Consider the following 21,223-nt stretch of genomic DNA (forward strand, 5'->3'; position numbering starts at 1 on the left):
CCCTCCGAGTCGGCGGCTCCGACCACAACAACGGCCCACGGGCGGGGACCTACCCTCCGAGTCGGCGGCTCCGACCACAACAACGGCCCACGGGCGGGGACCAACCCTCCGAGTCGGCGGCTCCGACCACACAACACTAGGGCCCGCACCCCTGATCGGAGTGCGGGCCCTGTCGTGCCGACGTGCTGCGCGGGGCAGCTCAGGATCAGACTGCCTCGGCGCCACCGGCTCCGGCGCCGGGCGCCGGGCTGCCGGGGACGCTGAGCGGCCCCGGGTCGCCCTTCACCATGGTGGCGCCGACCGGCTCCTTGGCCATGCTCGGTGCCCGGTCGATCCCGACGAAGCTGAACTTCGCCTCCGGACCGGTGCCGTCGGCGTCGACCTTGATCAGCTGACCCGCCTTCACCTCGTCGAACAGGATCTTCTCGCTGAGTGCATCCTCGATCTCCCGCTGGATGGTCCGCCGCAACGGACGGGCGCCCAGCACCGGGTCGAAGCCACGCTCGGCCAGCAGTGCCTTGGCCGCCGGCGAGACCTCCAGGTCCATGTCCTTGTTCTTCAGCGCGATCTCGACCCGCTTCAGCATCAGGACGACCATCTGGTCGATCTCCTCGGTGGTGAGCTGGTGGAAGACCACCACGTCGTCGATCCGGTTGAGGAACTCCGGCCGGAAGTGACGCTTCAGCTCGTCGTTGACCTTGGTCTTCATCCGCTCGTAGTTCGAATCGGCATCGTTGCCCGAGGAGAACCCGAGGCCGACGGCCTTGGAGATGTCCGAGGTGCCCAGGTTGGAGGTGAACACGATGACGGTGTTCTTGAAGTCCACCGTCCGGCCCTGACCGTCGGTGAGCCGACCGTCCTCCAGCACCTGCAACAGCGAGTTGTAGATCTCCGGGTGGGCCTTCTCGATCTCGTCGAACAGCACCACTGAGAACGGCTTCCGGCGCACCTTCTCGGTGAGCTGGCCGCCCTCTTCGTAGCCGACGTACCCGGGAGGGGCACCGAACAGCCGCGACGCGGTGTATCGGTCGTGGAACTCGCCCATGTCGACCTGGATCAGCGCGTCCTCGTCGCCGAACAGGAACTCGGCGAGCGCCTTCGTCAGCTCGGTCTTACCGACACCGGACGGGCCCGCGAAGATGAACGAGCCACTCGGCCGCTTCGGGTCCTTGAGCCCTGCGCGGGTCCGCCGGATCGCCTTGGACACCGCCTTGACCGCCTCGTTCTGGCCGATGATCCGCTTGTGCAGGGCATCTTCCATCTTGAGCAGCCGGGTGGTCTCCTCCTCGGTCAGCTTGAACACCGGGATGCCGGTCCAGTTCGCCAATACCTCGGCGATCTGCTCTCCGGCCACCTCGGACACGACGTCGAGGTCGCCGTCCTTCCAGGCCTTCTCCCGCTCCGACTTCTTGCCCAGCAGCTGCTTCTCGTTGTCCCGCAGCGCCGCCGCCTTCTCGAAGTCCTGGGCGTCGATCGCCGATTCCTTCTCCCGGCGGACCCCGGCGAGCTTCTCGTCGAATTCGCGCAGGTCCGGCGGAGCCGTCATCCGACGGATCCGCATCCGTGCGCCGGCCTCGTCGATCAGGTCGATCGCCTTGTCCGGCAGGAACCGGTCGCTGATGTACCGGTCGGCCAACGTCGACGCCGCGACCAGCGCGTCGTCGGTGATGGTGATCCGGTGGTGCGCCTCGTACCGGTCGCGCAGGCCCTTGAGGATCTCGATGGTGTGGGCCACCGAGGGCTCGCCGACCTGGATCGGCTGGAACCGGCGCTCCAGCGCGGCGTCCTTCTCCACGTACTTGCGGTACTCGTCGAGCGTGGTCGCGCCGATGGTCTGCAGCTCGCCGCGGGCCAGCATCGGCTTGAGAATGCTGGCGGCGTCGATCGCACCCTCGGCGGCGCCCGCACCGACCAGGGTGTGGATCTCGTCGATGAACAGGATGATGTCGCCGCGGGTGCGGATCTCCTTGAGGACCTTCTTCAGCCGTTCCTCGAAATCGCCGCGGTAGCGGCTGCCGGCCACCAGCGATCCCAGGTCCAGCGTGTAGAGGTGCTTGTCCTTGAGGGTCTGCGGGACGTCGCCGCGGACGATCGCCTGGGCCAGGCCCTCGACCACCGCGGTCTTGCCGACGCCCGGCTCACCGATCAGCACCGGGTTGTTCTTGGTGCGGCGGGACAGCACCTGCATGACCCGCTCGATCTCCTTCTCCCGGCCGATCACCGGGTCGAGCTTGCCCTCGCGGGCGCTCTGGGTGAGATTGCGGCCGAACTGGTCGAGCACCAGCGAGGTGGACGGGGTCCCCTCACTGCGCCCGCCGGTCTCGGCGGCCGCGGTCTCCTTGCCCTGGTAGCCGGACAGCAGCTGCAGAACCTGCTGACGGACCCTGTTCAGATCGGCGCCGAGCTTGACCAGCACCTGGGCCGCGACGCCCTCACCCTCGCGGATCAGGCCGAGCAGGATGTGCTCGGTGCCGATGTAGTTGTGGCCCAGCTGCAGCGCCTCGCGCAGGCTCAGCTCGAGCACCTTCTTGGCGCGCGGGGTGAACGGGATGTGCCCGGACGGTGCCTGCGCACCCTGGCCGATGATCTCCTCGACCTGGGCGCGGACGCCCTCCAGCGCAATGTTGAGCGACTCAAGTGCCTTGGCGGCGACACCCTCGCCCTCGTGGATCAGGCCGAGCAGGATGTGCTCGGTCCCGATGTAGTTGTGGTTGAGCATCCGGGCTTCTTCTTGGGCCAGGACGACCACCCGGCGGGCCCGGTCGGTGAACCGTTCGAACATTGAGCACTCCTTCTCCGGCGTGCGCGTCGGTGAACAGCGGAACTGCGTTCGACGTCGGTGGGCCGGTGAATGTCGTTCACGGACGCTGTCTGCGCCCGCGAATGTCACCCCCACTGTAGTGCGGCACCGGTTCTCCGGAGACCGACGACGATGGTCGTGCAGTACATCTGACGACGCCGCGCGCACAGCGACGTCATTCGTCTTCAACGCTTCCTGACCCGGTCGCGTTCCGCCAGTTCCTCTGGTACGCCGTGGGCGAACAGCTACCGACACCACAGCCCCGTACCGGACGAACCGGACGGGGCTGGGTGGCTGACGAACTGCCGTGCTGACGAACCGATCAGTGAGCGTCCTCGAACGCCTCGACGATGCCGGCGGCGATCCGACCACGGTCGGACACCTCGTATCCCTGCTTGCGGGCCCACTCGCGGATCGCCTGCAGCTGCTCGCGACTGTTGCGAACCTGGGCGGCGCGTGCGCCGCGCCGTCCACTGCTGCGACGGGCCGACGAGCCGGCGCCGACGTGCCGGGCATGGGCCACGTAATTGGCGAGTGCGTCGCGCAACTTCTTGGCGTTCTTCTCGGTCAGGTCGATCTCATAGGACGCGCCGTCGAGGGCGAATTCCACGGTTTCCGCCGCATCTGAACCGTCGATGTCATCGACGAGTGTGACGGTGGTCTGAGTTGCCACGTTGGGCCTCCATGTCTCAGCGGTGGCTGAGGTAGTTCGGGCAGTTCTCGCGAATCACCATGATTCGCAGCACACACTGTAGAACATGAATTGCCCAGGTGTCGCCAATTCGGCCGATTTCGCGAACCGGGCCGGTCGGATTCCTCCGTCGTGGCATTCACAGCTCTGCCCGGTGACCGCCGTCCGTGATGCCTCATATTCATCTGTCCGGTGGCATCGGGTGCCGTAAGCAACGGGATGGTCGCAGTGGTAACAACAGGAATGCCCGAGCTCGCGGAATCCGCCGAACCGACCTGGCAATCCCCGCAAACTATCCGATCCCGCGGCCTGTTGAGTTCGGTATACATAAGCCGGGATGCGATGAAATGCAATGCATCTCACAGATGAGGTGACGCCGGTAGGGGCACGGAACCTGCCCGAGGTTCCCGGCGAACATCAGCGCCAGTAGCGGTGAACTACCGGATCGATGTTGTGGGTGTAGACGGTCCGGACCTGAACCTGCTTGCCGACCGACGGCGCCTGCAGCATGTACGGGACGCCATTGATCCAACCCAGGAAAATGGAGACGTGACCGGGGTAACCGATGATGTCCCCGGGCTGCGCCCGATCCCACGGGATTCGCTGGCCGCCGGACCGCTGGCTACCCGAATCGGTGCCGGTGGAGAAGCCGGCCTGATTGAGCACGAACGCCGTCAGCCCCGAGCAGTCGAATCCAACGATGCCCTGGCAGGAATTCGACGAACCGCCCGCCCGTGAACAACCCTGATCTGGTCCACCGCCATTGGTACCGCCGCCCCAGACGTACGGCAGACCGACCGATGCCAGACCGGCCGCGATACCGCGGGCGACGGCGGAGTTCGGAGCGACTATCCGCTGCCCGGCGGCGCCGGCGGCCACGTTCGGACCGCTCGGCAGGGTGACAACGGTGCCGCTCACGGTCGTCGCTGCGGCCACGCCCGCCCCGGTGCCGCCGAAGTACTTGCCGAACAGCACGAAGAAGTTGCGGTTGCCGTACGAAGAGCACCGGTCACCGGCCGCCGGATAGCTCGCCAGCGATGCGGCGTTCGGCTGGTACGGCGTGTAGTTGTACAGCGACGCGGTGGCCGCGTTCCGGATGTACACCGGGGCGGAGCCGCAGCCGGATTCCTTGACGTTCCACATCACGTCGGCGACCTGGCCGGCGCGGTAGTGGTACTTCCCGGGATCAAACTTGTAGCGCGACCACTGCTGGGCCATCCCGTACAGCTGGTTCACGAACCCGGCGTGGGCCGGATCGCAGTTCGCCGATCCGCCGGGACCGGTGTCCGGGCAGTACCAGCCCCAGGCGGCGTTCCAGCTGGCCTGGGTTGCATCGGACCTGGTGAGCAGTCCGGCCTCCTTCTGGAGGGTCACGAGCATCACCTGCGGGTTGATGCCGCAGGCCGCTGAGATGCCCGCGATCGCCGTCGCGGCGCTCTGCCGCCCGCCCGGGTAGGCATCGCAGTACCGGTTCTTCGGCATCGACGGCACGTCGACGGTCAGATTACGAGCACACCAGGCGCCCTGGCAGCTCGCTCCGACGTTGTTCAGGAAGGCGGCGATCTGGGCCGCCGTCATCGAATCGGTGTCGTAGAAGACCTCGTCGGAGATGATGCTGCCCGGGTCGAACTGGCTCGGCGAACCGCCGGTCGGCAGGCAGTTGCCGACCGTTGCCGCAGGCGTGCCGGCCGGCACCGCGGTGCTGTTCGGATCGACCGGGTCAGGGGTCTCTGTCGGGTTCGCCGGGAAGCTCGGCGGTGCCTCGTGCGGATCCGGGTTCGCCGGTGAGTCGCTCGGCGGCGACTCACTGGATGCCGACTTCGTCGGTGAAGACGCACTCGCCGAGGGCCTGGTTGTCGACGGCTTGCTCGTCGAAGGCTCAGTCGTCGACGGCTCAGTTGTCGACGGCTTGGTCGTCGGAACCGTCGTTGTCGAAGGCTTGGTCGTCGAGGTGCTCGACTTCGAGGTGCTGGGCTTCGACGTGCTGGGCTTCGACGTGGGGTCTTTCGACGACGTCGGCTTCGAGGTGCTGGTGGTCGAGGTACTCGGCGGTGGAGTCGTCGTTGAGGTCGTCGCGGAGGTCGTCGTAGTGGTTTCCGCGGGCGTGGATTCCGTCGGGGTGGTTTCGGTCGTCCCCGTCGGCGTGCTCGTCGTCGTGGGGTCTGTCGACGAACTCGTCGTTGTCGGAACGGACTCCGTGGCGCTGTCGGCCGGAGTGGCCGAATCGGTCGGGGCCTTATCCGAATCAACTGTGTCCGAATTGACCGTGTCCGCACCAGCGGTATCCGAGCCGGGCGCGTCCGAGCCGACGGGCACGATCGCCTGCTGGCCGCGCAGGCGATAGCCGGGCTGGGACGCTCCGGCGGCCGCGGGCGGGGAGCCGCTGTCGGCGGCCGGGGCGGCCACCTCCGGCGGTGGTGTCACGGTGGTCGCCGGCGACATGATCAGGCCGCCGAGGACGCTGCCGAGCAGGACGGTGAGGGTCTGCTCGACGAAGCCGGTGGCGATCGCAGCGGGGCTGACGGACCGCTCGGTGGCGGCGGTGACCAGCCGCATGGTCAGCGTCGCGATCCGGGAGGCGGAGGCGGTGCTGTCGTCGGTGACAACGCCGGCCAGCTGGGTGGAGAGCGCGGCATATTTGGTGACCCCGGCCTTGGCCGACGGCCCGACGACCAGTGCCGCGAGTTCCGCGTCGGAGCGCGGATCGTCTTGATAGCCAGGAACCTGGACGGTCAGCCGTTCGAAGAATGCCCTGGTTGCCGCTACCGGATCCGACCGGTCGGCCAGCACCGGAGCGGCGGCGGCGACCGCGCTCAGCGGCTGGGCGAACAGCCCGACCGTCGCGCCGTTGCGGTACTGGGGATCGAGTCCGGAGGCGTTCATTGCGGCAGCCACCGCGATCCGCACGGATCGATCGGTGAGATGCCGGGCGGCCGACACGTCGGCGATGGTCTGGGCCGTGGCGATCTGGGCCGCCGTCAGCCGCACGCCGCCGAATACGAACGGGTCGGTCGCTGCGTAGTGGGAGTTCGCCGTCCAGCACTGGGTGAGTGAGCCGGTGGCCGGCGCCGGCAACGGTGCCGCCTCGACGGCCGGCGCGGCGAGCACACCGACGACGACGGCCAGGGTTCCGGCAGCGGCCATCGCCTTGTGCCGCCAGTCCGACCGGGCCGAGTGTCCGGTGGTCCTTCGCAACCGCATTTTTGTGGCAACCCGTCCGTTCGAGGTCCGCTGTTCCGGGTCCTTCGCACTATTCAACCGCACTAGGCCGATGAGCGCGCGGGCATCACCCAGATGATGATCTCCATCGCCCGATGGATACCGAGCGACCCCCTCGATCCGGTGAGTCGCCCCGACCGCCCGGCGGAGGGGACACTGGTCGGGTGACCAAGCCTTCGCTGCACCTGCACGAGCACCGCCCCGGCACGCCGCTGCCCGCCGAGCTCAAGGCCCAACTGGCCGGCTCGTTCGGCGGCGCGGCCGCCGGGTACCACCGGTTCCGGCCCGGCTATCCGGAGCCGGCCGTCCGGGCGGCGATCGGAACCGACCCGGGACACGTACTCGATCTGGGTGCCGGCACCGGCAAGCTGGCCGCTGCGGTGCAGGGACTGCCGGACGCCGGAGTCGTCGAACTGACCGCGGTGGAGCCGGACCCGCAAATGGTCGATCAGCTCCGGGCAGCGCTGCCCGGCATCCACGCGTTGACCGGCAGCGCCGAACAGATCCCGCTGCCGGACGGTTCGACCGACGTGATCGTTGTCGGCCAGGCCATGCACTGGTTCGATCTCGACCGGGCACTGCCGGAGGCCGCCCGGGTGCTGCGCGCCGGCGGCCGGCTGGCCGCCCTGTGGAACGTCCACGACCCGGCGCATCCGTTCACCGCCGCCTTCGAAGCAGAGCTGGACCGGCACGTCCGGCCGCAGGGTGGTGCCACCGGACGGTCGACGCCGGCCCCGCCGGAGCCGCCGTTCTCCGGGCGGGCCGAATTCACCGACCCCGCCCTGCAGCGGTTCCGCTGGACCAGGCCGATCGACGCCGCCGGGCTGAACGGGTTGGTGGACACCCTGTCGTATGTGATCACCGCCGCTGACGATCGCCGGGCCGCACTGCACAGCGGTCTCGACGCGCTGGTCGCCGGCTGGACCGGGCCGGTCGAGCTCGCCGAGACCTGCGAGGTGTGGGTGGCGACCCGCAGATGAGCTCAGCGGTCGTCACCGAAGTTCTCGACGAGCCGACCTGGCGGTCGGCAGCGGCAACGCACGCGCACGTGGCTGACGGGCTGACGGCCGCGCGGCGGCGGCGGGCCGGCGTCGGTGACCACCACCCGGTCGACGACTTCCTGTTCACCTACTACACCCTGCGCCCCGGCCAGCTACGGACCTGGTATCCGGGCATCGGAGTCGGCCTGGCCGGCGCGGCGGAACGCAAGAACTGGCGCTTCCACCGGTTCACCGACGGGGTGGCGACCGTCGACGCGCCGGCCCTGCTGGCCGCCAGGGGTGAGGCGATCCGTTTCACCGAACGGCTTCTCGGTGCCACCGCCGGCCGGGCCGGGCAGTTCGGCTGCTTCGGTCTGCACGAGTGGGCGATGGTCTACCGACGCTCCGCCGAACAGGTGCGGCACGCGGACTGGCCGCTGCGGCTGGGTTCGGCGGGCACCGACGCCGTGGTGCAGCAGGCGCAGATCCGCTGTACCCACTACGACGCGTTCCGCTTCTTCACCGAACCGGCCCGGCCACGTAACCAGTTACAGCCGACCCTGGAGTCCAGGGCCGACCTGGAGCAGCCCGGTTGCCTGCACGTCGGAATGGACCTCTACAAGTGGGCATACAAGCTGATCCCAGCGGTACCCAGCGAGCTGCTGCTGGACTGTTTCCGGCTGGCGCGGCGGATCAGGGAGGTCGACATGCGGGCCTCGCCGTACGACCTGTCGGCTCTCGGGTATCGGCCGATCGAGATCGAAACACCGGCAGGCAAGGCGGAATACGTTGCCCTGCAACGGGAATTCGCCGAACTGGGCGCACCGTTGCGGGAGCGGCTGCGCGCCGTGGCCGGTCAGGTCCTGACCGCCGGCTGACCGGTCAGGTCAGTCCTCGGCGCGTCGCCGGCGACGGCCGCCGCTGGCATTGGCGCCGAACGCGGCCAGCAGTTCGGCGGCCGAGACGCGTTCCCCCGCACCGGAATCAACGATCTGGTGACCGCCAGCAGGCACGCGCACGGGCTCAGGCTCGGGCTGCGGTCCGGGCCCCGCTTCCGGTTCGGGCTCTGGCTCGGGCTCTGGTTCCGGTTCGGGCTCCGGTTCGCGCGCCGGCTCCGGCTCGGGCTCGGGTTCGGGTTCCGGTTCGGGCTCGGGCTCCGGTTCGGGCTCCGGCTCCGGCTCGGGCTCGGGTTCGGGCGCTGGCTCGGGCTCGGGTTCGGGCGCTGGCTCCGGTTCGGGTTCGGGCTCCGGCTCGGGCTCGGGCTCGGGTTCGGGCTGCACTTCCGGTTCCGGCTCGGGCTGCACTTCCGGTTCCGGCTCGGGCACTGACGAGGCTTCCAACGGGCGGGCCTGCGCCGGGATGACGGTGGAATCCACCGTATTCGCCAGCTCCGGGAACACCAGCCCGGCCAGCTGAGCACGTCCCTGATCGCCACGACCACGCACCCTGGTGGCCTCGGCCGACAGGGTCAGCCGCTCGATCAGCACGTCGCCGTCCAACAGGGTGGTCAGCGTCGCCGTCAGCCGGTCCAGCTGCGCACGCAGCGCCTTCAGTTCCGCGGTGTTGCGGTCCTCAGCCTCGTCCCTGGCGTTCGCCGCGACCGCGGCCTCGTACTCCCGTCGGGCGGTCACCTCTCGGTGCAACTCCAGCTGATAGGTGCGGGTCATCTCGTTCTCCCGGGCGGCGACCGCCTGCGCCTCCCGACGCGAACGGGCGACGGCGAAGGCGGCGACCAGGGCGGCCCACAGAGCCAGCAGCACGGCGAATCGCAGCCAGCGCACCTGATCCGAGAAGACGAACACCAGCACGGTGGCCGCTGCCCCCAGCAGGAAGCCGAGGATCAACAACAGCCGCAGGGCTATCGGGGTCGATCCTCGACGTCGCGATGGCGTGGCGGACGAGGACATGACGACGAGCGTACCGGGGGCGCGGTGCCCGCCGGACAGCGATCGGACGAGCTCAGATCTGTGGCGGAGCGTCCTTGTCGGGTTGATCGGGCGGCCGCACGCAGCCACGCTCCAGCAGCAGCGCACCGGCCAGCATCACCAGTGCCCCGACCACGCCGATCACCGCGGTGGTCCGGTCGCCGGCTGCCGCAACCACCTCACCGGACAGCGGCAGTACATACCCCAGCAACCCGATCCACAGACCGCCGAAGGCGGCGGCGGCCAGCGCGGTGGCCTTGGCCACCGTGAGGGCCCTGGCCACCGAGAGCGGGGCGATCGCCGCGCCCCGACCCCGGATCCGCCCACGCAGTCCCCACCCGGCGATGCCCTCCCCGATGCCGATCACCGCCGCCGGTAGCCCGGCCAGCCGGGGCAGCGGCGGCAGTCGGTGATAGTTCCAGCGCACCAACAGGTATCCGGCGAGCGCCGCGATCACGGCCACCACCGCGAGGTCACGCCAGCGGGTCAACCCGATGCCCTGCTGCTGTTGGCCGGCCATCACAGCCGGCCGATCCGGTCGATACCGGTGCGGTCCAATCCGGGCAGCAGATCGGCGATCGGCCCGTGTCCCGGCAGCACGGCCGTCGGGTCCAGTTCGGCCCACGGCACCAGCACGAAGGCCCGCTCGTGCGCCCGCGGATGCGGCAGGGTCAGCTCGGGGTCGGCGCTGATCAGCGCGCCCACCACGATCACGTCGGCATCCAGCGTCCGGGGCCCCCAGCGGACCGTGCGCTCCCGGCCGGCCGTCTGCTCCAGCGCCTGGCAGCGACGCAGCCAGTCAAGTGGGTCCCGCACGCCGGCATCGTCGACCAGCACCACCGCGTTGTAGAAGTCGTCCTGCTCGACCCCACCCCAGGGCGGCGTCCGATAGATCGAGGAGACGGCCCGCACCGCGTCGCCCAACTGGCTGACGGCGCCGGTCAGGTACCCGCGACGGTCACCAAGGTTCGACCCGATGGAGAGAACTGCCTCCGTCACCGCTACTCCCCCGCCGGCAGGCCGCGTCCGCCGCGCACCGAGCGTCGCGCGGTCACCGCGACATCGGCGAAGTCAAGCGGGATCGGGGCCTGCGGCTTGTGCACCGTCACCTCGACGGCGTGCACCACGGGGCGACGGTCGGCAGGGTCGCGATCGGCGGGCCCGGCCGCCGGCGGCCCGTACGCCGTCATGACGGCGTCGGCGATCTCCGCAGCCACCGTCTCGATCAGGTCGCGTGGCTCCCCGCCGACGATGCCGGCCGCCAGCTGGGCCAGCGCACCGTAGTCGACGGTGGCCGCCAGGTCGTCGGTGTCGGCCGCGGCCCGCAGGTCCAGCCAGAGCGTCACATCGACCACGAAGAGCTGACCGTCCCGCCGCTCGTGTTCGAAGACGCCGTGTCGGCCGTCCACCCGCAGCCCGGTCAGGGTGATCCGATCTGCCACCTCACACCTCCAAGCGGCCGGCACGCAGCCGGGCGCCGTCGACGAATCCCGAGCCGGTGTGCACGGCCAGTGGCCCGGTCGGCGTGTCCCGCCCCGGCGACTCGCCGGCACCGGCCACCGCCACCGCCACCCGCATGGCGTCCAGCGTGACCAGCGGCTCATGCACCCGAACGCCCCACACCCCGTGCTGCGCGGCCAGCATCGACGTAGCAGCCGTCGCGACATCCCGCCCGGCCGGCGGACGGGGCGGCGAGTCCTGATCGCGACCCAGCAGATCGCCGAGAAAACGCTTGCGGGAGGCGCCCAACAACACCGGCAACCCGACCGCGACCAGCTCGTCCAGCCGGCGCAACAGCTGCCAGTTGTGCTCGGAGGTCTTGGCGAAACCGAGCCCGGGATCGAGGATCAGCGACCGCTCGTCGACGCCGGCCGCGAGCGCGGCCTCCACCTGCCGCAGCAGCTCGGTCCGGACGTCGACCACCACATCGTCGTAGGTCGTCAGCCGCTGCATCACGTCGCTGTGGCCGCGCCAGTGCATCAGTACCCATGGCACGCCGGTCTCGGCCACCAGCGGGGCCATCCCGGGGTCGGCCAGCCCGCCGGACACGTCGTTGACCAGCACCGCTCCGGCAGCGATCGCCGCCTGCGCCACCTCGGCCCTGGTGGTGTCCACGGAACAGAGCACACCGTCGGCGGCCAACGCGGTGATGACCGGGATCACCCGGCGCCGCTCGGTCTCCGGGTCGATCCGATGGGCGCCCGGTCTGGTCGACTCGCCGCCGATGTCGATCAGCTCGGCGCCGTCGGCGATCAGCTGATGGGCGTGGGCGACCGCGGTGTCGGTCGCGTTCCACAGGCCGCCGTCGGAGAACGAATCGGGGGTTACGTTCAGCACGCCCAGCACCCACGGCCGGGCACCGAACACCGGAAGCTGCCGCCGCACCGGCGTCAACGGCCCGTGATCAGGCTCATCGCCTCGGCCCGTGTCCTGGCCTGCGACTGCAGGATGCCGCGGACCGCCGACGTGGTGGTGGTCGCCCCCGGCTTGCGCACGCCGCGCATCGCCATACACAGGTGCTCGGCCTCGATCACCACGATCACCCCTGCGGGTCGCAGCCGGCGGACAAGGGCATCGGCGATCTGGGTGGTCAGCCGCTCCTGGACCTGGGGGCGCTTCGCATACCCGTCGACCAACCGGGCCAGCTTGGACAGGCCGGTGACCCGTCCGTCGCGCCCGGGGATGTAGCCGACATGCGCCTTGCCGAAGAACGGCACCAGGTGATGCTCGCAGGTGGAGTACATCTCGATGTCGCGCACCAGGATCAGCTCGGCGTGGCCCTCGTCGAACAGCGTGAGCAGCGTCTCGTCCGGATCGGTGTACAGCCCGGCGAACTGCTCGGCGTAGGCCCGGGCGACCCGGGCCGGGGTGTCCCGCAGTCCTTCCCGGTCCGGATCCTCACCGATCGCGGCGAGCAACTCGCGCACCGCGGCTTCGGCGCGCGGTCCGTCGAACGCTCTGGCCGCGGTGGCCAGCTCCGGGTCCAGGTCTCCGACCGATTCGACCAGCTCAGGTTCCAAAGGGGTCACCGCTGCTCGCCGGGCGGCGCCCAGGGATCGGCGGGTGGCTCCTGTTGATCCGGCCGTTGCCGGTGCGCTCCGGTGCCCGGGCCGGCCGGATTGGTCGGCTGACCGGCGCCCGGATGTCCGTTGGTGGGGCGGGGATTCGGGCCCTGCTGTTCGGCGGGACGGCCGTTGCCGTACTGGCCGGACGGATATCCGGTCGGCCACGGACCGCCGGCCGGGCCGACCTGCCGGCCGTTGCCCGGATAGGGGTGGCCGTTCTGTCCGTTGCCATGACCGTTGCCGCCGTCGCCGTTGCCGCCCCAGGACGGCGGGCCCAGGGGCCCCGGCAGGACGCCGCCGGTCCAGTTCGGCGGATCCTGACGACGGCCGTCACCCGGTCGCTGTCCGGCCGGCTGGTATCCGGCCGGCGGATAGCCACCCTGCGGGTAACCGCCCTGCGGGTAGCCGGCGGGCTGGAACCCGTCGCCGGGGTGAGCGGGATCGGTGCCGACCGGCACCGGGGATTTCGTCAGCCGCGGTTTCGGTTCTTCCTCCGGCAACGGCTCGCCGCGCTCGATGGCCAGTTCTCGCGGCGTCTTGATCGGTGGCACGTCGCTGGGCAGCCGGTCGCCCCACTCGTCGAAAACGGTGATCCTCGGCCGCTTTTCGACGTCGGCGAAGATCCCCTCCAGATCGCGCTGCTCCAGGGTCTCCTTCTCCAGCAACGCCCCGGCCAGCTTGTCCAGCACGTCGCGGTAGGTGTTGAGCACCTCGTAGGCCTCGGTGTGCGCGGTCTCGATCAGCGCCCGCACCGCGTGGTCGATCTCGGCACTCACCTCGGCCGAGTAGTCCTGGCTGTGCCCGTAGGTGCGGCCGAGGAAGGGTTCGTCATCCCCGGTGCCGTACTTGACCGCGCCGAGTTTGGCGCTCATCCCGTACTCGGTGACCATCGCCTTGGCGATCTTGGTGGCCTGGGCGATGTCGGAGGAGGCACCGGTGGTCGGCTCGGCGAACACCAGCTCCTCGGCGGCCCGGCCGCCCATCGACATCACCAGCCGGTTGATCATCTCGGACCTGGTCATCAACTGCTTGTCGTCCTCGGGGACCACCAGTGCGTGCCCGCCGGTGCGACCCCTCGGCAGGATCGTCACCTTGTAGACCGGCTCGAGCCCGGGCATCGCCCAGGCCGCCAGGGCGTGGCCGCCCTCGTGGTAGGCGGTGATCTTCTTCTCGGTCTCCGAGATCACCCGTCCCTTGCGGGCCGGTCCGCCGACCACCCGGTCCACCGACTCCTCGAGCGCGGCGTTGGTGATCAGCGTGCCGTTCTCCCGGGCGGTGAGCAGTGCGGCCTCGTTGATCACGTTGGCCAGGTCGGCGCCGGACATCCCGACGGTGCGCTTGGCCAGCGGCAGCAGGTCGACGTCCGGGGCGAACGGCTTGCCCTTGGCATGCACGGCCAGCACCGCCTGCCGACCGCGGAGATCGGGCAGCCCGACCGGGATCTGCCGGTCGAAGCGGCCCGGCCGCAGCAGCGCCGGATCCAGGATGTCGGGCCGGTTGGTGGCTGCGATCAGGATGATCCCGCCCTGCGACTCGAACCCGTCCATCTCGACCAGCAGCTGGTTCAGGGTCTGTTCGCGCTCGTCGTGACCGCCGCCCATCCCGGCGCCACGGTGCCGGCCGACCGCGTCGATCTCGTCGACGAAGATGATCGCCGGCGCGTTCTGCTTGGCCTGCTCGAACAGGTCGCGGACCCGGGAGGCGCCGACACCGACGAACATCTCGACGAAGTCGGACCCGGAAATCGTGTAGAACGGCACGCCGGCCTCGCCGGCGACCGCGCGGGCGAGCAGCGTCTTGCCGGTCCCGGGCGGGCCGTAGAGCAGCACACCCTTGGGGATCTTCGCGCCCAGCGCCTGGTAGCGGGCCGGATTGGCCAGGAAGTCACGGATCTCGTCGAGCTCCTCGACGGCCTCATCGGCGCCGGCCACATCGGTGAACTTGGTCGCCGGCATGTCCTTGTTGAGCAGTTTCGCCTTCGACTTGCCGAAGCTCAGGACCTTGTTCCCGCCGCCCTGCGCGTTGTTCATCATCCACAGGAAGAAGACCAGGATCAGCGCGATCGGGATCAGGTACAGCAGCATCGAGAACAGCGCAGACTCGCTGGTCACGGTGGTGTCGTATTTGTCGGTCTTGCCGTTCTGCACGGCAGTGAAGATCTCGTCGGTGGCGCTCGCCGGGTATTGGGTGACGAGCTTCGTCTGGTTGTCGACCGGCGACTTGAGCGTCAGCCGGAGCCGTTGTTCCTTGTCGTCGATGACCGCCTCGGAGACGTTGCCCTTGGTGAGCTGTTCCAGTGCCTGGGAGGTGGTGACCTGGGCATATCCCCGGGTTTCGTCGCTGAAGAAGCTGTACCCGAGGTACAGCATCACCACCACCAGGATCCATACCAGCGGTGAGCGAAGGAGCTTCTTGCGATCCATGCGGTAGTCGGCCGAAGGCGGCCTCGACCCTCCCTGACATCGGAATAACTGCGGGCAGCGCTGGGCATGACCGGATGATTCAGACTACCGTGCGGCGGCGCGCTCTCGCGCCCACCGCCGCTGACCAGCCACAACAGCGCCTGACAGCTACAACGCCCGCTGTCGCTGAATCGTTCCGGATCTGCGCTGAGCAGAACCGGAGCCGGCCGTCGTCAGGCCCACCCGGGATCGCACGCCTGGATCCTGGTCAGCGGTACATGTGCTCGGCCAACAGGCCGACGAACGGCAGATCCCGGTAGCGCTCGGCGTAGTCCAGGCCGTAGCCGACGACGAACTCGGTGGGGATGTCGAAGCCGATGTAGCCGACCTGCAACGGGACCTTGACCGCTTCCGGTTTGCGCAACAGCGCCACCACGTCGATCTGCGCCGGGCCCCTCGACTCCAGGTTCTTCAGCAGCCAGGACAGCGTCAGCCCGGAGTCGATGATGTCCTCGACGATCACCACCCGGCGACCGGAGATGTCCGAATCCAGGTCCTTGAGGATCCGCACCACGCCGGACGAGCTCGTTGCCGAGCCGTAGGAGGAGACCGCCATGAACTCCATCTCGGACGGGATCGGCAATGCCCGGGCGAAGTCGGTCATGAACAGCACGGCGCCCTTGAGCACGCAGACCAACAGCGGCGGGCGTTCGTTGTCGTGGTCGGCGGCCACTGCGGCGGCCAGCTGCCCGATCTTGGCAGCCAGCGTCGGGGCGTCGATCAACAGCGCCGACAGCTCACCGCCGTAACCGTGCGGGGCCGCCGGATCGGTGCCCTCGATCCGGACGGCGTCGGCGGCCGTCAACACGGTGGTGAGGCCGGGATCCGCGCCGGGCTCCGGCACCGAATCCTGGGCCGACGGCGAGGCTGACGACAACTTCGACGAACCGGTCACTGTGCTCCCATGGCTGACGGCAGGCGGTCGGACGGCGTCCGTGGTTCAGCCTGCCATTGTCCGGACGCGGCCGCCGAATTGGGGCATGCTGTTCGGACCACAGCACGCAGGAGGCAGCCATGTCCGGTCCACATGATCCGACGCAGCCGGATGGCTCTGCAGCACAGCCCTACCAGCCTGGCTACGGACAACAGCCTGGCTACGGAAACCAACCGGGCTACGGGCAACAGGGCGGCTACGGGCAACAAGGCGGCTACGGGCAACAGGGCGGCTACCCGGCACCACCGAACTACGGACAACAGGCCGGCTACGGGCAGCAACCGGGCTACGGCCAACAAGCGGGCTACGGGCAACCGGGCTACGGACCGCCGGACCAGTACGGGCAGCAGGGCTACGGTCAGGCCGGACCCGGCGCGCCGCGCAATCGCAACAAGCTGATCGCGCTGATGGTGGCCGCCGTGGTGGTGGTCGCGGCCGCCGTCACGGTGACCCTGGTGCTAGTCAATTCCGGTGACGACAAGGCCTCCGGCGGTGACGACACCACGCAGATCACCCAGGTACTCAACGATTTCGTCAAGGCCGCCGACGCCGGTGATCTGACCAAGGCGGCCTCGCTGACCTGCGCCGCCAAGAAGTCAGGCGTCTCCAACCAGGGCCGACCGTCCGGCCCCATCCTGGTCGACAAGATCGAGAACGTCGCTGTGAACGGCGACAGCGCTACCGCCGACGTCACTCTCACGATCAGCGGCTCCTCGGACACCAGCACGGTGCAACTGGTGAAGGAACAGGGATCCTGGAAGCAGTGCGGCAGCGCCGACGACAACTGACGCCGGCTAATCCGCAACCCGATGCACGCGCAGGTACCGCTCGCTGCGGGTCACGTCCCAACCGCCGGGTAATCGCACCGCGGCACCGTCACGTCCATCGAGCAGCCGGTCGAGGCGGTACAGGTGGTCCGCGGTCAGCCCCGAGATCCCCTGCCCGGCAAGCCATTGCCGGATGATCCGGCGCCGCACCGCGGGCGGCTCGACGGCCAGCGTGGCAGCCTCGAGCAGCCCGGGACCGGCAGCCACCGATGGCAGGATGCGGTCTGCGATCAGGTCCAGCGCCTGCAGGTCGTCGGCCAGCAGATCGGCCGTCCTGGCCAGTGCTGCGGCCACGCCACCGGAGAGCACCTGTTCGAGCAGCGGCAACACCTCGGTCCGCAGCCGCACCCTGGTGAATGCCGGATCCTCGTTGTGCGGGTCCGACCACGGCGTCAGACCCACAGCGGCGCAGGCCTTCTCGGTGTCGCCACGGCGGACGGCCAACAACGGACGACCCCACGGAGGCCGCCAACGGTGCATCCCGGCGACCGACCGCGGGCCGGACCCGCGGGCCAGCCCGAGCAGAACCGTCTCCGCCTGGTCGTCGAGCGTATGACCGAGCAGCACCGGGGCCGGCCCATCGGACCCGAGGTCGGCAGCCAGCTGCAGCAGCGCCCGGTAACGGGCGGTCCTGGCCGCGGCCTCGGTGCCGCCGGTCCGCCCGACCGTCACCGCCGCGATCCGGACGTCGGAGAACCCGATGCGCCGCAACTGCTCTGCGCACCGGTCGGCCTGCAGCGCCGAACCCGGCTGGAGTCCGTGGTCGACGGTCACCGCCACCGCCCGGCGACCGTCCCCGGCCGTCTCGGCGGCCACCGCGGCGGCCAGCGCCAGCGAATCGGCACCGCCGGAGACCGCGACCACCAGCGGCCCGGCGCCGGCGAACTCGGTGAGCCAGTCCGACACCGCGCGACGCACCGGATCGGTCACCGGCAACCGAACCTGCTCGGCGCCCCCGGGCATCAACCAAGCACCCTGGCCATCCAGGCCGCCGGGTCGGCGATCTCCGCCCGGCTGGGCAGCGCTTCCGGTGCCGACCACACGGTATTGAACGCGTCCATCCCGGCGCGTGAAACAACTTGCGAGACAAAGGCTTCGCCCTTGATGTACTGCGACATCTTCATGTCCATGCCGAGCAGGCTGCGGAGCAGCCGGTCGATCGGCCCTGCGCCCTTCTTGCGACGTCTGGTGAACGCGGACCTGATCGCCGCGACACTGGGCACCACCTGCGTCCCGACGGCGTCCATCACATGGTCGGCGTGGCCCTCGAGCAGGCTCATCAGCGCCATCATCCGGTCGAACACCACCCGCTGCTCCGGGCTCTGCATCTTCTCGATCCAGCTCTGCCGATCATCCCGCCGACCGCCGCGGACCGCGTCCGCAAGCCGGCCGAGCAGCTCCCGCGCATCCAGGTCGGCGACAGCACCGAACTCGGCGACCTGGCCGACGAAGTAGTCCCGCAGCCACGGCACCGCGGTGAACTGCAGCCGATGGGTGCCCTCGTGCAGGCAGACCCAGCGGCGGAAGTCGGCGGAGTCGACCTTCAGCTCCCGCTCGACCTTGATGATGTTGGGCACCACCAGCAGCAGCCGCCCGGCCTGCCGGCTTCCGCCGGTTGCCGATTGCTCGTCTCCGCGCCCGCTCCAGGCCGTCGACTCGCCCAGTGGGTCGTACTGTCCGAGCACCCGCCCGGACAGGAAGCCGAGCACCACCCCCACCTGGGCACCGGCAGCGGTGCGGCCGGCGGTCGACACCTGGCTGCCGAGCTTGCGGGTCAGCGGCGCGGTCAGCTCCGCCATGCCGTCCGCGGTGGCCTCGATCCAGGCCGGCCGATCGACCACCTCGGCGTCGGCGACCGGCAACCCGGCACCGAGTCCGGTCACTTCGCGCACCGTCAGCTCCGACTCCCTGGCGAACTGCCGCAGCTCGGCGACGGCCGCCGCGGCCTGCGCCGGCGTCACCGACGGGCCGGTCGGGGCGAACCTGGTGGCCGACCGGACGGCCGCCGACCAGTCGACCGGCGACGGCGGCTCGGGCGTCATCGACACCCGCACATCCGCAACACGGTGGCGAAGGCATCCTGGGTCGGCCTGGTCCCGGTGTCGTCACCCGGGATGGACGCGTTGGAGATGAGCGAGAAGACCAGCAGCCGGCCGTCGGTGTCCGGGGTGTATCCGGCGAGCACATAGGTCGAGTTCAGCGATCCGGTCTTGGCCCGCACCCAGCCGGCTCCGGCCTTCGACCTGGCGTCGTCGAAGCGGTGTTCCTGATCGGCCGACAAGGTGCCGCTCACCCCGGCGACCGGCAGCCCGGCCAGCAGGTACCGCAGTGCCGGCTTCTTTCCCGAGGTCGCCTGTGCCAGCACCTGGGCGAGCACGTCGGGGGTCACCCGGTCGTTCTCGGACATCCCCGAGCCGTCGAACAACTGGACATTGATGGTGTCGATCTTCAGGTCCTGCAGGGCCAGCAGGGTGGCGGCCGACGCGCCCTCGAACGACCGCGGTGCACCCTGCGCGCCCGCCACCTCACGGGCCAGCGACTCGGCCAGGATGTTGTCGGAGTTCAACAGCGCCTGCGACAACAGGATCGACAGCGGCTGCGAGTGCACCTGCGCGATCACCTGGCCCTTCGGCGGCGCGGTGCCGTCGATGATCGGCAGGTCGGCATTGCCCAGCGCCCTGGCCAGCGCCTTGCCGGCCGTCATCGCCGGATCGCCGGTCCTGGGCGAGTTCTCGATCGACGGGTCCTGCCGATCGCCGTCGACCATCAGCGCGGACATCTTGGTGATGTAGCCCTGCCGGACCTGCGCGGTGCCCTTGATGTCCTCGGTCTTCCAGCCGGTGGCCAGGTCCGGGCCGGTCCAGTACGAGGTGTCCAGCACGATCCGTTTCACCGGCACCCCGGAGGCCTGCACCTGGGCGGCCAGATCGCTCACCGTCGGCGCACCGTCGTACACCGTGTCGACGCCGGCCGACCGCGCAGACAGGGTGACGTCACCGCCACCGACGAAGATGATGTCGCCGGCCTGGTCACCCTTGACGACCTTGGTGGTGAGCCGCGCGTTCGGGTCCTTCACCGAGGCGAGCAGGGCGACACCGGTCAGCAGCTTCGCCGTCGATGCCGGGATCTGCGCGGTGGCCGCGTCCTTCTTCCAGAGCACGGTGCCGGACGCCGGATCGATCACCTCGCCGGAGTAATTGGCCAGGTTCGGGTCGGCCAGCACCGGCGCCAGCGCCTTGGCGACACCCTGCGGAGTCGGGGCGGTCTTGGCGTTCGGCAACGGGGCGAGGGCGAGCTTCGGCGAGCCGACCTTCGGGTCGACCGGCTTCGGCTTGCTCACCGAGGTGGTGACCGTCGAGCCGTCACCGCCGGCCTGCTCGTTGCCGCCGCGGCCGTCCGCGGTCAGGAACAGGTACGAACCCACCCCGAGCGCGGCCACCACAACGACGCACAGCACGGTGATGAGCACATTCCGGCGGGTGTTGGATCGTCCCGCGCGACGCCTTCGGACCACGAGACCTGCCTTTCCGTCAGAACTGATTCGCCAGTTGTCGAGCCGTGCTGGTGCCAGACCGGCCGGGCGGCCCGAACTGTGACGCCCGCCTCTCCCACCCGCAACGATGACGGACCGGCACCCCCAACAGACTAGAGTCTGGCGTGGGCTGCAGGTCTCGCCCGAGTGTGCCGCACCCTTGCGAGTCGGCCAATTCCGGTGGCGTGGCCGCCTTCGACATCAGGTGAACGGAAGGAGCGTCCCGATGGAGTTCGACGTCCTCATCGAGATCCCCAAAGGATCTCGGAACAAGTACGAGGTCGATCACGAGAGTGGTCGTATCCGGCTGGACCGGACGCTGTTCACAGCGACCCAGTACCCCGCCGACTACGGCTACATCGAGAACACCCTCGGCCAGGACGGCGACCCACTGGACGCGCTGGTGCTGCTGGCCGAACCGACCTTTCCCGGCTGCCTGGTGCGCGCCCGTGCGATCGGGATGTTCCGGATGACGGACGAGAAGGGCCCGGACGACAAGGTGCTCTGCGTCGCGTCGGCCGATCCGCGCCGGGACAACCTGCAGGACATCGGCGATCTGCCGAAATTCGAGCGGCTGGAGATCCAGCACTTCTTCGAGGTCTACAAGGACCTGGAGCCCGGCAAGAGCGTCGAGGGCGCGAACTGGGTCGGCCGCGGAGACGCGGAGACGGAGATCCGGATCTCGTTCAACCGGGAACAGAAGCGGCTGGAAGCGGTGGCCGAAGGCTCCTCGCACGACGAGGCGGTCGACGAGGCGATGGAAGCGACCGGCGGCGTCAGCTAGACCG

The 21,223-nt window shown here is 69.6% G+C and carries 18 protein-coding genes; 4 read left to right on the plus strand and 14 right to left on the minus strand.

Features of this window, described 5'->3' with window-relative positions; genetic code table 11:
- Positions 1-205: 205 nt before the first annotated feature.
- From K340_RS28215 to K340_RS34030, 3 genes are all read right to left on the minus strand, one after another.
- The gene (locus K340_RS28215) at positions 206-2,782 is read right to left on the minus strand and encodes an ATP-dependent Clp protease ATP-binding subunit (RefSeq protein ID WP_037363143.1); all 2,577 of its coding nucleotides are present in this window, start codon (positions 2,780-2,782) and stop codon (positions 206-208) included.
- Between the two features lie 340 nt (positions 2,783-3,122).
- The gene (locus tag K340_RS0107650) at positions 3,123-3,473 is read right to left on the minus strand and encodes a histone-like nucleoid-structuring protein Lsr2 (protein ID WP_029136292.1); all 351 of its coding nucleotides are present in this window, start codon (positions 3,471-3,473) and stop codon (positions 3,123-3,125) included.
- Positions 3,474-3,908: 435 nt separating this feature from the next.
- Positions 3,909-6,692 (minus strand): C40 family peptidase, encoded by a 2,784-nt coding sequence (locus K340_RS34030; RefSeq protein ID WP_051265373.1) that lies wholly within the window; start codon positions 6,690-6,692, stop codon positions 3,909-3,911.
- 182 nt (positions 6,693-6,874) lie between these two features.
- Between K340_RS34030 and K340_RS34035 the strand changes: the two genes are divergently transcribed.
- A complete protein-coding gene (locus K340_RS34035; protein ID WP_051265375.1) occupies positions 6,875-7,690 on the plus strand; it encodes a class I SAM-dependent methyltransferase in 816 nt (271 codons plus the stop codon).
- Positions 7,687-8,568 (plus strand): hypothetical protein, encoded by an 882-nt coding sequence (locus K340_RS0107665; protein WP_051265445.1) that lies wholly within the window; start codon positions 7,687-7,689, stop codon positions 8,566-8,568. The genes K340_RS34035 and K340_RS0107665 overlap by 4 nt, the downstream gene beginning before the upstream one ends.
- A gap of 9 nt (positions 8,569-8,577) precedes the next feature.
- Here the strand turns inward: K340_RS0107665 and K340_RS36575 are convergent, their stop codons facing one another.
- The 8 genes from K340_RS36575 to hpt form a co-directional block, all read right to left on the minus strand.
- Complete coding sequence (locus K340_RS36575; protein ID WP_211229312.1) at positions 8,578-9,597, minus strand: DUF6779 domain-containing protein; 1,020 nt, start codon at positions 9,595-9,597, stop codon at positions 8,578-8,580.
- A gap of 52 nt (positions 9,598-9,649) precedes the next feature.
- Positions 9,650-10,135, minus strand: coding sequence for a DUF3180 domain-containing protein (locus K340_RS0107675; RefSeq protein ID WP_029136294.1), 486 nt, complete (start codon positions 10,133-10,135; stop codon positions 9,650-9,652).
- Positions 10,135-10,614, minus strand: a complete 480-nt coding sequence (gene folK, locus K340_RS0107680; RefSeq protein WP_029136295.1) for a 2-amino-4-hydroxy-6-hydroxymethyldihydropteridine diphosphokinase — start codon at positions 10,612-10,614, stop codon at positions 10,135-10,137. Before folK ends, K340_RS0107675 begins: the two co-directional genes overlap by 1 nt.
- A 2-nt stretch (positions 10,615-10,616) precedes the next feature.
- Entirely contained in the window at positions 10,617-11,057 is a 441-nt protein-coding gene (folB, locus tag K340_RS0107685) for a dihydroneopterin aldolase (RefSeq protein WP_029136296.1), read from the minus strand.
- A gap of 1 nt (position 11,058) precedes the next feature.
- A complete protein-coding gene (folP, locus tag K340_RS28235; RefSeq protein ID WP_456093902.1) occupies positions 11,059-11,961 on the minus strand; it encodes a dihydropteroate synthase in 903 nt (300 codons plus the stop codon).
- A 44-nt stretch (positions 11,962-12,005) separates the two neighbouring features.
- Positions 12,006-12,635 carry a GTP cyclohydrolase I FolE gene (gene folE / locus K340_RS0107695; RefSeq protein WP_051265447.1) on the minus strand — a complete coding sequence of 210 codons (630 nt, stop codon included), beginning with the start codon at positions 12,633-12,635 and terminating at the stop codon, positions 12,006-12,008.
- Positions 12,636-12,640: 5 nt separating this feature from the next.
- Positions 12,641-15,103, minus strand: coding sequence for an ATP-dependent zinc metalloprotease FtsH (ftsH, locus tag K340_RS28240; protein WP_084614143.1), 2,463 nt, complete (start codon positions 15,101-15,103; stop codon positions 12,641-12,643).
- 247 nt (positions 15,104-15,350) lie between these two features.
- A complete protein-coding gene (hpt, locus tag K340_RS0107705; RefSeq protein ID WP_029136298.1) occupies positions 15,351-15,923 on the minus strand; it encodes a hypoxanthine phosphoribosyltransferase in 573 nt (190 codons plus the stop codon).
- Positions 15,924-16,156: 233 nt separating this feature from the next.
- On the opposite strand from hpt, the gene K340_RS36580 reads away from it, so the two are divergent.
- Positions 16,157-16,864, plus strand: a complete 708-nt coding sequence (locus K340_RS36580; protein ID WP_051265377.1) for an Rv0361 family membrane protein — start codon at positions 16,157-16,159, stop codon at positions 16,862-16,864.
- Positions 16,865-16,870: 6 nt separating this feature from the next.
- Here the strand turns inward: K340_RS36580 and tilS are convergent, their stop codons facing one another.
- From tilS to dacB, 3 genes are read right to left on the minus strand one after another with little or no spacing between them, the layout of a single operon-like run.
- Entirely contained in the window at positions 16,871-17,866 is a 996-nt protein-coding gene (gene tilS / locus K340_RS0107715; protein WP_051265379.1) for a tRNA lysidine(34) synthetase TilS, read from the minus strand.
- Entirely contained in the window at positions 17,866-18,945 is a 1,080-nt protein-coding gene (locus K340_RS0107720; RefSeq protein ID WP_029136300.1) for a zinc-dependent metalloprotease, read from the minus strand. The genes tilS and K340_RS0107720 overlap by 1 nt, the downstream gene beginning before the upstream one ends.
- Positions 18,942-20,360, minus strand: a complete 1,419-nt coding sequence (dacB, locus tag K340_RS0107725) for a D-alanyl-D-alanine carboxypeptidase/D-alanyl-D-alanine endopeptidase (protein ID WP_211229313.1) — start codon at positions 20,358-20,360, stop codon at positions 18,942-18,944. The genes K340_RS0107720 and dacB overlap by 4 nt, the downstream gene beginning before the upstream one ends.
- 301 nt (positions 20,361-20,661) lie before the next feature.
- Here dacB and K340_RS28250 point away from each other — a divergent pair, with 301 nt between their 5' ends.
- Entirely contained in the window at positions 20,662-21,219 is a 558-nt protein-coding gene (locus tag K340_RS28250) for an inorganic diphosphatase (RefSeq protein WP_051265383.1), read from the plus strand.
- Positions 21,220-21,223: the final 4 nt, after the last annotated feature.

Source organism: Nakamurella lactea DSM 19367 (genome assembly GCF_000426645.1).
GTDB lineage: Bacteria > Actinomycetota > Actinomycetes > Mycobacteriales > Nakamurellaceae > Nakamurella > Nakamurella lactea.

Coding starts and splice junctions, on each gene's coding strand:
- K340_RS28215 (WP_037363143.1), bottom strand. CDS start 2,782: ATGTTCGAACGGTTCACCGACCGGGCCCGCCGGGTGGTCGTCCTGGCC.
- K340_RS34030 (WP_051265373.1), bottom strand. CDS start 6,692: ATGCGGTTGCGAAGGACCACCGGACACTCGGCCCGGTCGGACTGGCGG.
- K340_RS0107665 (WP_051265445.1), top strand. CDS start 7,687: ATGAGCTCAGCGGTCGTCACCGAAGTTCTCGACGAGCCGACCTGGCGG.
- K340_RS36575 (WP_211229312.1), bottom strand. CDS start 9,597: ATGTCCTCGTCCGCCACGCCATCGCGACGTCGAGGATCGACCCCGATA.
- K340_RS0107675 (WP_029136294.1), bottom strand. CDS start 10,135: ATGGCCGGCCAACAGCAGCAGGGCATCGGGTTGACCCGCTGGCGTGAC.
- ftsH (WP_084614143.1), bottom strand. CDS start 15,103: ATGGATCGCAAGAAGCTCCTTCGCTCACCGCTGGTATGGATCCTGGTG.
- K340_RS36580 (WP_051265377.1), top strand. CDS start 16,157: ATGTCCGGTCCACATGATCCGACGCAGCCGGATGGCTCTGCAGCACAG.
- tilS (WP_051265379.1), bottom strand. CDS start 17,866: ATGCCCGGGGGCGCCGAGCAGGTTCGGTTGCCGGTGACCGATCCGGTG.
- K340_RS0107720 (WP_029136300.1), bottom strand. CDS start 18,945: ATGACGCCCGAGCCGCCGTCGCCGGTCGACTGGTCGGCGGCCGTCCGG.
- K340_RS28250 (WP_051265383.1), top strand. CDS start 20,662: ATGGAGTTCGACGTCCTCATCGAGATCCCCAAAGGATCTCGGAACAAG.